Source organism: Enterococcus sp. BWT-B8, from assembly GCF_020567625.1.
In the GTDB taxonomy this organism is placed as follows: Bacteria; Bacillota; Bacilli; order Lactobacillales; family Enterococcaceae; genus Enterococcus_L.
The window spans coordinates 18176-30667 of the sequence record NZ_JAJDJV010000005.1 but is presented as its reverse complement, the minus strand read 5'-3'; the positions used below and the strand labels follow the sequence as shown (position 1 = coordinate 30667).

At 38.2% G+C, this 12492-nt stretch carries 12 protein-coding genes; 11 read left to right on the top strand and 1 reads right to left on the bottom strand.

The genetic code is table 11. The features are described 5' to 3' along the window. Positions 1-47: 47 nt before the first annotated feature. On the top strand, positions 48-179 hold the full coding sequence (locus LI951_RS15090) for a hypothetical protein (protein ID WP_267491494.1): 132 nt from the start codon (positions 48-50) through the stop codon (positions 177-179). Next, positions 154-438 carry a GNAT family N-acetyltransferase gene (locus tag LI951_RS06515; RefSeq protein ID WP_324254780.1) on the top strand — a complete coding sequence of 95 codons (285 nt, stop codon included), beginning with the start codon at positions 154-156 and terminating at the stop codon, positions 436-438. Before LI951_RS15090 ends, LI951_RS06515 begins: the two co-directional genes overlap by 26 nt. A gap of 123 nt (positions 439-561) precedes the next feature. Here LI951_RS06515 and LI951_RS06510 read toward each other — a convergent pair whose 3' ends face one another. After that, positions 562-1197, bottom strand: coding sequence for a YigZ family protein (locus tag LI951_RS06510; RefSeq protein WP_229441638.1), 636 nt, complete (start codon positions 1195-1197; stop codon positions 562-564). 147 nt (positions 1198-1344) lie between these two features. Here LI951_RS06510 and LI951_RS06505 point away from each other — a divergent pair, with 147 nt between their 5' ends. From LI951_RS06505 to cls, 9 genes are all read left to right on the top strand, one after another. Further along, positions 1345-1632, top strand: coding sequence for a DUF7662 domain-containing protein (locus LI951_RS06505; protein ID WP_229441637.1), 288 nt, complete (start codon positions 1345-1347; stop codon positions 1630-1632). A gap of 446 nt (positions 1633-2078) precedes the next feature. Next, positions 2079-3410 carry a DEAD/DEAH box helicase gene (locus LI951_RS06500; protein WP_229441636.1) on the top strand — a complete coding sequence of 444 codons (1332 nt, stop codon included), beginning with the start codon at positions 2079-2081 and terminating at the stop codon, positions 3408-3410. Between the two features lie 235 nt (positions 3411-3645). Continuing rightward, positions 3646-4077, top strand: a complete 432-nt coding sequence (locus LI951_RS06495; protein WP_229441635.1) for a ComF family protein — start codon at positions 3646-3648, stop codon at positions 4075-4077. A 141-nt stretch (positions 4078-4218) separates the two neighbouring features. Beyond that, the gene (hpf, locus tag LI951_RS06490) at positions 4219-4773 is read left to right on the top strand and encodes a ribosome hibernation-promoting factor, HPF/YfiA family (protein WP_202067147.1); all 555 of its coding nucleotides are present in this window, start codon (positions 4219-4221) and stop codon (positions 4771-4773) included. A gap of 246 nt (positions 4774-5019) precedes the next feature. Beyond that, positions 5020-7551, top strand: coding sequence for a preprotein translocase subunit SecA (secA, locus tag LI951_RS06485; RefSeq protein ID WP_229441634.1), 2532 nt, complete (start codon positions 5020-5022; stop codon positions 7549-7551). A gap of 444 nt (positions 7552-7995) precedes the next feature. Further along, a protein-coding gene (prfB, locus tag LI951_RS06480; RefSeq protein ID WP_202067145.1) for a peptide chain release factor 2 occupies positions 7996-9097 on the top strand; the annotation gives its coding sequence in 2 pieces (ribosomal slippage) (positions 7996-8067 and positions 8069-9097; 1101 coding nt in all). A gap of 105 nt (positions 9098-9202) precedes the next feature. Then, a complete protein-coding gene (gene ftsE / locus LI951_RS06475; protein ID WP_202067144.1) occupies positions 9203-9889 on the top strand; it encodes a cell division ATP-binding protein FtsE in 687 nt (228 codons plus the stop codon). Further along, positions 9882-10766 (top strand): permease-like cell division protein FtsX, encoded by an 885-nt coding sequence (gene ftsX / locus LI951_RS06470; RefSeq protein ID WP_202067143.1) that lies wholly within the window; start codon positions 9882-9884, stop codon positions 10764-10766. The genes ftsE and ftsX overlap by 8 nt, the downstream gene beginning before the upstream one ends. A 125-nt stretch (positions 10767-10891) precedes the next feature. Further along, the gene (gene cls, locus LI951_RS06465; protein WP_202067142.1) at positions 10892-12340 is read left to right on the top strand and encodes a cardiolipin synthase; all 1449 of its coding nucleotides are present in this window, start codon (positions 10892-10894) and stop codon (positions 12338-12340) included. Positions 12341-12492: the final 152 nt, after the last annotated feature.

The window sequence follows — 12492 nt, the reverse complement described above, 5'->3', positions numbered from 1 at the left end:
TTGAATGGTTCGTAGATAAAGTAAAAACACTTGGAGGAGCGAAAAAAATGAATGCCCAACTAAGAGAACTGAATGATAAGGATATACCTTTAATGGAAAGCTGGCTTCAAAAAGAAGCATGTCGCTTGTTGGTATCACGAACCAGAGGACTGGCTGCTGGAGATCAGAAAACGAAATGATGCATTTAAGTTTCTGCACCACTTTATTGTTTTAATGGAGGGTCAGGCAATTGGATTTGGACAATACTATTGTTGTGCTGATGCTGAAGAAGAATGGTATGGAGAAGTACAGCTGAACGAAATATACAGTATTGACTATTTAATCGGTGAAGAAGCTCAACTTGGAAAAGGATTTGGAACAGGGATTGTGGGTTTGCTGACAGAAGCTGTTTTTCAGAAGAACAACAGTAAGAGGATTATTTGTTCAGCCGGAACTTGAAAATCAGGCTTTCTGTGGTGCACTGAGATCACACGGTTATTATTTTGATAAGGCAAATAGCTGCTATATCAAAAATAGAAGCTAAATAAGAATGTGCGGCACAGCCGCACATTCTTATTTGATTTATTTACAGAGAACCTCATGATAACTGCATTCGCCCTCAATAAAACTAAACTGTCCATTTAATACATCTGTTACTTCGCTGAGAAACTGCTTTGTCTTTTCTTCATCCACTAAACAGATTAAGGTAATAGTTTCACTAAAAAGTGTCTCCTTTGTTGTACAATCACTGCCTTCCAAAAATTTTTGGAGTTTTCCCAGCTGGGAATAAGCAATCGTCAGACGGAGCTCCTGCTGCAGCTTTCCTTCAACAACACCAATTTCATCAATTGCCTGAGAAACAGCATGACTGTATGCGCGAATTAATCCTCCGGTACCTAGTTTAGTTCCTCCAAAATAACGTGTAACTACTGCAGCAACATTGATCAGCTCACGTTTTTTTAAGACCTCCAGCATGGGCACCCCGGCTGTTCCGCTAGGTTCTCCGTCATCACTGCTTCGCTGTATTTCTCCTTTTGAACCAACAACAAATGCACTGCAATTATGGTTTGCTTTCCAATGTTCTTTTTTTATCTCGGCAATAAACGCTTTTGCCTCTTCTTCAGTGTGAACACGCTTCATATAGCAAATAAAACGAGATTTTTTAATTTCCTGTTCACTTTGTCCATCCTGCAAAATTGTAAAATAATGATCGATCATCGTATCTTCCTTTACACAGTTATAATACTACCAGTATAGAAAAAAACAACAGGTTAAGCAACTATGGAAAACATTGAGCTTTCAGGGTGCCAATAGTTGAAACTTCAACGATTTGTGAGATAATAATAACAGATGGGAGGAGATCACGTGGCCAAAGAACGATCAAAGAAATATGATCATATTACTCAGTACCTTAAAGAAAATGGCGGCTCACAGGTAACACTGACATTTACTCAATTTGACGAACTTCTTTTTCCGTATTCGGGTCTCCCAAAAACTGCCAGAGATGATCCAGACTGGTGGGCTAATGACTATAAACATCCTGAAAAAGGAGCCTATGGCTGGCTCAACGCAGGGTACCAGGTTGCGCAGGTGAACCTGGAAAAAGAATATATTGTATTTAACAAGCTGCTGAAATCGAAGTGGTTGATTTAAAAAATAATTAGAAAACAAAACTAGGCTGTGATAATCTTTTCTCGTCTCAAGCTGCCAATGCTTTTCCAAATAAATGCGTTTGTATCGAGGATCGAAACGAAGTCCTTCAATTCTTAGTGGCTTTGCCATTTAGAAATTGATGAGATCGAAACGAAGTGTAGTGTAGTGAGACTCGTAGGTACAATGATTTTTTCATAGTAGAAAATCGGTTATCAGAATTTCCAGTCCCATTAAGATAATTATACTAGTGAAAGGGTATACAACACGATGATCTCATAAACAAGTAAATATTTAATCTTAAATAGGAGATAACTGATCGCAGCGGTATATAAAGACTGGAATACTGTTTATTCGATTATAGAGAGATGAGGCATACTAATGTCGCATCTCCATTTTTTTTGACAATAATTCTCTCTTTTTGCGAATACTAAGACAGGAGGAAAGAAATGAACGAATTAATCGGACGAAAAGTAATGAAAAAGGAGCTGAATACTGATATAGATATCTCTTCAGCGATTCAATTGCCTGCCATGAAAGAATATGGAGATAAAATTGAATGCGGCAGATGTGGGATGAAGCATCTGAAAGCTTTTGTTCAGCTGTCTCAAAATTTCTATTTTTGCCCAAGCTGTATTCAGTTTGGCAGAGTTGACAGCGATGAGATTTTTTATCATCTCCCAGAGACTCAAGTTGTTCCCAGAGAAGTTCTCTTTATCTGGCAGGGGCAGCTGACGGACGGTCAACAAGAGGTTTCACAAAATTTGCGGACCATTATCACAAAGAACAGAAACGGCATGATCTGGGCAGTTACAGGAGCAGGAAAAACGGAAATGCTCTTTCATGCGATTTATGAAGCACTGGAAGAGGGGAAACGTGTTGGACTGGCATCTCCCAGAGTGGATGTTTGTTTGGAGCTTTATCCTAGAATTCAGGAGGTTTTTCCAGAAGAGCCAATTGCTTTGCTGCATGGAAAGTCTGAAATTCCCTATAATTATACAAAATTAGTTATTTGCACCACACATCAGCTGCTGCGTTTTTATCAGGCTTTTGACTTGCTTATCATTGATGAAGTCGATGCATTTCCGTATGTGAACGAACAAATACTGCATATCGGTGCTCAAAATGCATTAAAAGAGACGGCTAGCTTGATTTATCTCACTGCTACTCCAACAAAAGAGCTTCTTCAAAAACAGAAGATAAATGAACTGGAAACAATTATATTACCAGCAAGATATCACCGCCGGAAACTTCCGGTCCCCAAACTAAAGTGGTGCTTTCAATGGCGCAAAGCGATTAACCAGGGAAAGATTCCAAAGCAGATGCTCAGCCTTCTTCATCTACTGATGAAAAAGAACAATGTACTTCTGTTTTGTCCAAGTATTATTGTTTTGGAAAAACTGTATACTTTGATGAAAAAGCAGCTGCCTGATGGAATGGTAGCTGCCGTTCATTCCAAAGATGAGGAGCGGGCAGAGAAAGTAATGAGGATGAGAAAAAATGAGTTCCGTCTATTTTTAACAACGACAATTCTTGAAAGGGGCGTGACCTTTGATCAGGTTTCAGTCATGGTACTGGGAGCGGAGCATCGGGTATTCACCGAATCTGCTCTGGTTCAGATCGCAGGAAGGGTGGATCGTAAAATGATCCACACAAACGGTGAAGTCTGGTTTGTCCATGATGGACAAACTAGAGAAGTAAAGAACAGTATTCGACAAATACAGCAAATGAATAAGCTGGCGGAGGAGCAAGGACTGGTAGATGAACTGTGTTTATTGTGAGCATCCTTTTATTAAAGTTCCTTCCATTACAGAACTTCTGCTGTTTAAACCCATTTCTGATCATGAGCTTTGCCTTCAGTGTCAGCAAAAATTTCATTTGATTGATAAAAGCTCAGTTTGTTCAGGCTGCTGCAGGGAATGCCCTGGAAATTTTTGTGAAGACTGCAAAAGGTGGCAAAGTAAATATCCTGCATACCCTTTTAGTCATACTGCATTATTTCATTATGACAGTGAAATGAAACAGTGGTTTGAGGAATATAAGTTCAAAGGCAACTATACTCTGAGCCATACTTTTTCAAAAGAAATTTCAAATTTTTTTAAGCAGAAGAAAAATTCTTTGATTATTCCGCTTCCTTTATCGCAAAAAAGACTGGCGATTCGGGGATTTAATCAGGTGGAAGGTATTCTGGCAAGTGCCGGTGTATCCTATTCAGATTATCTATTGAGAATCAGAGAAGATAAACCACAGGCGCAAAAAAGCCGTTTGGAGCGATTGTCAGGTGAACAGCCCTTTGTATTGAAACCCGAATATGAATCCTGTTTGACGAATCAAGCTGTTTTTTTAGTTGATGATATATATACTACAGGAAGAACGCTTTTCTATGCCTCGGAAATTATCTTAAAGTATCCTGTAAAAAAGCTTGAAACTTTTTCTTTAGCTCGATAACTTAAATGATTTTCATAAAATTTGAATGGCAATTTTGTTGGCAAATAGTTAATAGTTAGCTATAATAGAGAATAAGAAGAGAGAAGGAAAGAGTGGTCCTTTGAATTCTCTCTTTAGTGGTAGATGAAAGGGGCAATTGTTATGTTTAGATATAATGTACGTGGAGAAAACATTGAAGTAACAGAAGCAATCCGTGATTACGTAGAGAAGAAAGTTAAGAAACTGGAAAGATATTTCAGTGATTCACCAGAAGCAACTGTTTACGTTAATTTGAAAGTTTACACTGAAAAAACTGCTAAAGTTGAAGTAACTATCCCTCTTCCGTATCTAGTTTTAAGAGCTGAAGAAACTTCTCCTGATTTATATGCGAGCATTGATTTAGTTGTAGATAAACTGGAACGTCAAATCCGTAAATTTAAAACAAAAATCAATCGCAAATCACGCGAAACCGGTACAGAAATTATGAAGGAAGCTGTCTTCTTTACTGAAGATGACAATAATTCAGAAGAAAATTCAGAACTTGATATCGTACGTACAAAACGCCTTTCACTAAAACCAATGGATAGTGAAGAAGCTGTTTTACAAATGAACATGCTTGGACATAATTTCTTCATCTTTGAAGATTCTGACACTAATGGCACAAGCATTGTTTATCGTCGTAAAGACGGTAAATATGGATTGATTGAAACAGACTGAGTTTGAATCATTCCAAAGGTGGAAATATTAATAGTCGACTGGAGTAAGGCAGTTGCTTTTCTCCAGTTTTTATTGTAAATATAGTTGCAAGTACATAGAAATATTTAGGGAATTCTTTTTAGTAAGTTATTTCCTTTCTTAAGAAGTAATGATAAAATAAGAAGGATGATTGTACATTCTTGTAAAAATGACTGTGTAATTCGAAGAAAAAAATAAATAGAGTTAATTGAAAGGAACACTTAAAAAATGGCAAATTTTCTGAGACAGATGATTGAAAATGATAAAAAGGAACTGAAGCGGCTGGAAGCTATCGCAGATAAAATTGACAGCTTTGCTTCAACCATGGAACAATTAAAAGATGAAGACTTTGCAGGAAAAACTGAAGAATTGAAAGGACGCTATCAAAAAGGAGAAACTCTTGATCAGCTGCTTCCGGAAGCTTTTGCTGTTGTTCGTGAAGGGGCAAAAAGAGTCTTGGGACTGTATCCTTACCGAGTTCAGCTTATGGGAGGGATTGTCCTGCATGATGGCAATATTCCTGAAATGAGAACCGGTGAAGGGAAAACCCTGACAGCAACAATGCCGGTTTATTTAAATGCACTCTCAGGAGAAGGTGTTCACGTTGTAACCGTGAATGAATATCTGGCAACACGTGACTCCAATGAAATGGGTGAATTGTATAATTTTCTTGGTCTAAGTGTTGGACTGAATATCAACTCAAAATCAGCAGAAGAAAAACGTGCAGCCTATGCAGCAGATATTACTTACAGTACAAATAATGAGCTTGGTTTTGATTACCTCAGAGATAACATGGTAGTTTATAAAAACCAAATGGTTCAACGTCCGCTGAACTATGCGATTGTGGATGAAGTTGACTCGATTTTAGTCGATGAAGCACGTACACCTTTGATTATTTCAGGGCAAGCTGAAAAATCAACTGGCTTGTATACTCGTGCAGATAATCTGGTAAAACGCTTGAAAGAAGAAGACGATTATAAGATTGATGTTCAGTCAAAAACGATTAATCTGACAGAAGCCGGTATGGAAAAAGCCGAAGAAACTTTTGGTCTGGAAAATCTTTATGAAATTGAAAATACAGCTTTAACCCATCACTTGGAGCAGGCACTTCGCGCCAACTATATCATGATTCGCGACATTGACTATGTTGTGCAGGAAGGCAAAGTGCTGATTGTTGACCAGTTTACTGGACGTATTATGGATGGTCGTCGCTACTCTGACGGACTGCATCAGGCGATTGAAGCCAAAGAAGGCGTGGAAATCGAAGATGAAACAAAAACAATGGCAACAATCACGTTCCAAAACTATTTCCGGATGTATAAAAAGTTGTCTGGTATGACAGGGACTGCGAAAACGGAAGAAGAAGAATTCCGTGAAATTTATAATATGCAGGTTATCCAGATTCCAACAAACAAACCAATTATTCGTGATGATCGTGCAGATTTGCTTTATCCAACACTGAAAAGTAAATTTATAGCGGTAGTTAATGATATTAAAGAACGTTATCATAATGGGCAGCCAGTCTTGGTTGGTACTGTTGCTGTAGAAACATCTGAGTTACTTTCTGATATGCTGAATAAGGAAAAAGTACCGCATGAAGTATTAAATGCAAAAAATCACTTTAAAGAAGCGGAAATCATTATGAATGCTGGTCAAAAAGGCGCTGTTACTATTGCAACCAACATGGCTGGTCGTGGTACCGACATTAAGTTGGGACTTGGTGTGATTGAATTAGGCGGTTTGGCTGTAATTGGTACTGAACGTCATGAATCACGACGTATCGACAATCAGCTGCGCGGACGTTCGGGCCGGCAGGGAGACCCGGGTGTTTCTCAATTCTACCTTTCTTTAGAGGATGATTTGATGAAACGTTTTGGTACAGATCGTATCAAAGTATTCCTTGATCGGATGAAGATTGATGAAGAAGATGCGGTTATTCAAAGTAAAATGCTGACAAAACAGGTTGAATCTGCACAGAAACGAGTGGAAGGAAACAACTATGATACTCGTAAAAATGTCTTGCAGTATGATGATGTCATGCGCGAACAGCGTGAAGTTATTTATGCACAGCGCCAGCAAGTTATTATGGAAGAAAATGATCTGACAGAAATTTTGCTGAATATGGTGAAACGTACTATCGGACGTGTTGTTGACAGCCATACCCAACTGGAAAAAGAAAATTGGAACATTGAAGGTATTGTTGATTTTGCCGGCTCTGCTCTTTTACATGAAGATGAAGTTTCTGCGGAAGATATTAAAGATAAAACACCTGAACAAATCAAAGAATATTTGTATGAGGCTGCCCATAAAGTTTATGAAACAAAAGCAGGACAGCTGAATGGACCGGAACAAATGCTTGAATTCCAAAAAGTGGTTATTCTGCGTGTTGTAGATACAAAATGGACGGATCATATCGATGCGATGGATCAGCTGCGTCAATCAGTGGGATTGCGTGCATATGGACAAAATAATCCATTAGTGGAATACCAGACTGAAGGATACCAAATGTTTGAAGATATGGTTGGAGCGATCGAGTTTGAAGTAACCCGTCTGTTTATGAAATCAGAGATTCGCCAAAATGTTCAAAGAGAACAGGTTGCTAAAGGTGAAGCAAGTCATCCAGGCGAAACAGCAGAAGAACAAAGTAATACTTCTGCTAAAAAGAAACCTGTTAAAGTGGATAAAAAAGTTGGAAGAAATGATCCATGTCCATGCGGCAGTGGAAAAAAATACAAAAACTGTCATGGTAAAAATGCGTAATATGTGAAGAAATCGGGACGGAAGTATTCAACTTCAAAGAATGAACAGAAATTGATAACTGAATGGCAGGTTGACTGCGACTGTTTATTTGCAGAAAGCGGAGCATTCAATTTTGCAGAGAAACTGTTTAGTACTGCTTAGTAGGAAATGGTTCTCAGTTAAATCAAATTCTGATTCATTTTATAGGAGTGACTTCTGTCCCGCTGTTTTATTGAGCTGAAAAAAGTTGATGCAGATCATCTGTTTTCAGAACTGAAATAATCATACAGTCAAATGTTTTAGTTTAGCTGGCTGCATCCATAAAAATTAAAGAATTGCTAAAGATGAATAAGTCAGCAGTTGATATTTCTTTTTTTCTCCTGTAGTCTTTAGTATCTATTAATTCTATGGGCAAAAACAGCAAAATTCCATTTAGTATATGAAAAGAAAGGAATGTTTCAATTTATGGAAAATGCAGAAATTCGCCGTTCTTTAGATGAAATGAATGAAAAAATCAACAGCTATAGGGGGTCTCTTTGACTTAGATCAGTTAGAGGAAGACATTGCTGAGGCTGAACATAGAATGGCAGAACCGGGCTTTTGGGATAATACAGAAGAAGCGCAAAAGCTGATTAATGAAACCAATATTTACAAAGAGAAATTTCAGCAGTTTAATCAGTTGTCTGAGGAACTTGAAGAATTGGAGATCATGAATGAACTGCAGCAGGAAGAGTATGACCAGGAGACACAGGATGAGTTGGTGGAAAGAATTCAAAAGCTAACTGAAAAGCTGGCTGTTTATGAACTTTCTCTTCTGTTAAATGAACCGTATGATAAGAATAATGCAATCATTGAACTGCATCCGGGAGCTGGCGGTACTGAATCACAGGATTGGGGGAGTATGCTCCTTAGAATGTATACACGCTGGGCAGAAAGCCATGGCTTTCAAGTTGCGACACTGGATTACCTTGCAGGAGATGAAGCGGGGATCAAGAGTGTTACACTGGAAATAAAAGGGTATAATGCTTACGGCTATTTAAAATCCGAAAAAGGCGTTCATCGTCTGGTTAGAATTTCTCCGTTTGATTCAGCCAAGCGCCGACATACTTCATTTTGTTCTGTCGATGTAATGCCTGAACTGGATGATACGGTAGAAATAGATATTAATACAGATGATTTGAAAGTTGATACGTATCGTGCCAGCGGGGCCGGAGGACAGCATATCAATAAGACAGAGTCGGCAGTTCGGATTACTCATATTCCAACCGGGACGGTAGTTGCCAGCCAGGCTCAGCGCTCTCAGCTGAAGAACAGGGAGCAGGCAATGTCTATGCTGAAAGCAAAACTTTATCAGCTGGAACTTGAGAAAAAGGAACAGGAAGCAGCAAGCCTGCGTGGCGAGCAGCTCGAAATTGGCTGGGGCTCTCAGATTCGTTCCTATGTTTTTCATCCATACTCCATGGTTAAGGATCACCGGACGAATCATGAAACTGGAAATGTACAAGCTGTGATGGATGGAGATCTTGATGGATTTATTGATGCGTATTTAAAAATGCAGATTAATTAGCTTTAGTTTGTAAATGAAATATAACTGTAAAGTCTTGCAAGAGGATTGAAACAAATTAATGCTATAATAAGCAATGATTTTATACAGAGATGGAGAGAAAACATCATGATTGAAATGAAAGATATAATGAAGAAGTATTCTAATGGAACAACAGCTATTAGAAATCTTTCAATAGAAATAAAACCTGGTGAGTTTGTCTACGTTGTAGGACCTTCAGGTGCTGGTAAATCAACGTTTATCAAACTGATGTACCGCGAGGAAAAAGCAACAAAAGGCAAATTAAAAGTTGCCGGACACGACTTGATAAAGATCAAGAACACTGAGGTTCCTTATCTGAGAAGAGAAATTGGAATTGTTTTCCAGGACTATAAACTGTTAAGCAAAAAGACTGTTTATGAGAATGTTGCCTACGCAATGCAGGTAATTGGAAGAAAACCGCGTGAGGTGAAAAAACGTGTAATGGAAGTGTTAGATTTAGTTGGTTTGAAACATAAAGTACGTGTTTTCCCAAGCGAACTATCTGGAGGAGAACAACAGCGTGTTTCTATTGCCCGTGCAATTGTTAATACACCAAAAGTTCTTATTGCCGATGAGCCTACCGGAAATCTTGATCCGGAAAATTCCTGGGAAATCATGAAATTATTGGATCGAATCAATGCCCAGGGAACAACGGTTGTGATGGCAACGCATAACAGCACGATCGTAAACACCATCCGTCACAGAGTTATTGCGATAGAAAATGGACGGATCATTCGAGATCAAGCGGAAGGGGATTACGGTTACGATGATTAGAACATTTTTTACTCATATGCTTGAGAGTATGAAAAGTTTGAAGCGAAACGGTTGGATGACCATTGCTTCAACCAGTGCTGTGACAATTACACTGATACTTGTTGGTATTTTCATGGCAATTATTTTTAATGCTACAAAGCTTTCAAGAGATATTTCACAAAACGTAACAGTTTCAGTATTTGTTGATATTGGAACAACTGCGGAGGAGATGCAGAATTTAGAAGCTGAACTGGGACAGATTAAAAATGTTGAGAGCATTTCTTATTCAAATAAAGATCAGCAGCTGAAGAAAATACAAGATCAAATGGGAGACGCCTGGAATTTATTTGAAGGCGACAGCAACCCGCTTTATGATGTGTATTATCTAAGTGCAAAAGAACCTGAACAGACAAAGAAAATATCAGAGGATGCCGGAAAACTTCAAAATGTTTTTAAAGCCGATTACGGCGGTGTTTCATCAGATAAGATTATTCAACTGGCAAAAACAGTTCAAACCTGGGGACTTGCTGCTGCAGCGTTGTTGCTGTTTGTTGCAGTTTTCCTAATTTCCAATACTATACGTATTACTATCCTTTCCAGACAAAGAGAAATCCAAATTATGCGTCTGGTTGGTGCTAAAAATGGATATATCCGTTGGCCGTTCTTTCTTGAAGGAGCGTGGATTGGGTTATTGGGAGCTATTGTTCCAATTTTGTTACTGACATTTGGTTATACACAAGCATATAATATTTTGAATTTGCAGCTGCTGCGTTCAAACTATTCCATGCTTAAGCCTGAAAGCTTTTTATGGCAGTTAAATCTGCTGATGGTAGGAACAGGTATGATTATCGGATCAGTAGGATCAATTATTTCAATGCGTCGTTTCTTAAAGATATAAGAATTTAGGCGGAGGTTGTGCTAAACACTCATGAGTGTTTAGCACAACCTCGCTTTTTTTCTTTACTTATTTTAATAAGTTCGCTATTCTTACTATTATGGGAAAGTTAGGGTTGAGGTGAACAGATGAGTTTTGTCATTAATAATTTTTTTGTTATTATTTTTATTGCAAATATTTTACTGTCATTGATTATTGTCTTCTGGGAAAGGAAACAGACTGCACAAACTTGGGCATGGCTGCTGGTTCTGTTGTTTGTTCCAGTTGTTGGATTTATACTCTATATCTTTTTAGGAAGAGGAATTTCCAAAGATAAGATATTTGATATGAAGATGCAGGTTAAGCTTGGCTTGAATGTAGAGATAGAAGTTGAAAAGCAATCGTTAAAGCGGGGACTGTTTCCTCATCCGCCTACGGGTGAGGTAGAATCAAAGCAGCTGATTTATATGCTGACCATTTTTGAAAGCTCTATGTATTCCACAAACAATGATATTGTTTTATATACGGATGGGCGGGAGAAATTTGACGCTCTAATTGATGATATCAAAAATGCAAAAAATCACATTCATATGGAGTACTATATATACCGTTCAGATGAATTGGGTCAGGAAATACGAAGTGAATTAATAGCTGCAGCTAAACGAGGGGTTAAAGTTCGTCTGCTTTTGGATGCATGGGGTTCTACTCAGGTAAATATGAAGTTTTTTGAAGGATTAACGAAAGAAGGAGGGGAAGTTGCTTTCTTCTTTCCATTATTTGTCCCCTATTTAAATCCAAGAATTAATTACCGGAATCACAGGAAAATTGTTGTCATTGACGGAATAATCGGATACACTGGAGGATTCAATGTCGGAAACGAGTATCTGGGACTTGTTGATAAATTTGGGTACTGGAGGGATAATCATCTACGGATATATGGTGATGCTGTGTACAGTATGCAGAACCGGTTCCTGATGGACTGGAATTCTCAGCATACTGAGGAAGTAAGTTACGATGATGCTTATTTCCCATCTATTACTTCTTTAGGGAAACGAGCTGTTCAGGTGGTAACGAGCGGACCTGATTCTGAACATGAACAGATTAAAATGACTTATTTGAAGATGATTTCCATTGCAAAGAAAGAAATTCTAATTCAGACTCCTTACTATATTCCTGACGAATCTATCCATGAGGCAATTAAGCTTGCATTGCTGTCTGGTGTGAAAGTAAGAATTCAAATCCCCAATAAACCAGATCATATGCTGGTTTACTGGGCAACCTATTCGTTTGCTGCTGAACTGCTTGAGTATGGTGCAATTATTGAAACCTATGAAAATGGTTTTATACATGCTAAAACGATGATTATAGATGGAGGAATTGTATCTGTGGGATCAGCGAACATCGATGTTCGTTCATTCCGACTGGATTTTGAAGTCAATACGATTATTTATGATCAGGAATTTTCAGAAAAAGTCAGAGATTCATTCTATGAAGATTCGCAAGTATCTGAGCTCCTGACTCAGGAAAAGTACAATGCACGCGGCTTTTGGATTAAACTCAAAGAAGGGTTGGCTAGACTAATTTCACCTTTGCTGTGAACTAAACAGAATGAGTAGAGTAAGAACTGGCATTTGATTTTTAAGATACAAGCCCATAAGATAGTATTACTGAAATCGGAGAGAATCTCCGATTTTTTGTTATTTTATTATGATAATGCAGTGGGTTTGAGAAAAAGTAAAGAAATTTAATT

What these genes read in the sequence shown, in the direction of transcription:
- LI951_RS15090 (WP_267491494.1), top strand. Translation starts at nt 48, where the DNA reads ATGAATGCCCAACTAAGAGAACTGAATGATAAGGATATACCTTTAATG.
- hpf (WP_202067147.1), top strand. Translation starts at nt 4,219, where the DNA reads ATGTTTAGATATAATGTACGTGGAGAAAACATTGAAGTAACAGAAGCA.
- LI951_RS06510 (WP_229441638.1), bottom strand. Translation starts at nt 1,197, where the DNA reads ATGATCGATCATTATTTTACAATTTTGCAGGATGGACAAAGTGAACAG.
- LI951_RS06495 (WP_229441635.1), top strand. Translation starts at nt 3,646, where the DNA reads ATGAAACAGTGGTTTGAGGAATATAAGTTCAAAGGCAACTATACTCTG.
- ftsX (WP_202067143.1), top strand. Translation starts at nt 9,882, where the DNA reads ATGATTAGAACATTTTTTACTCATATGCTTGAGAGTATGAAAAGTTTG.
- LI951_RS06500 (WP_229441636.1), top strand. Translation starts at nt 2,079, where the DNA reads ATGAACGAATTAATCGGACGAAAAGTAATGAAAAAGGAGCTGAATACT.
- ftsE (WP_202067144.1), top strand. Translation starts at nt 9,203, where the DNA reads ATGATTGAAATGAAAGATATAATGAAGAAGTATTCTAATGGAACAACA.
- secA (WP_229441634.1), top strand. Translation starts at nt 5,020, where the DNA reads ATGGCAAATTTTCTGAGACAGATGATTGAAAATGATAAAAAGGAACTG.
- cls (WP_202067142.1), top strand. Translation starts at nt 10,892, where the DNA reads ATGAGTTTTGTCATTAATAATTTTTTTGTTATTATTTTTATTGCAAAT.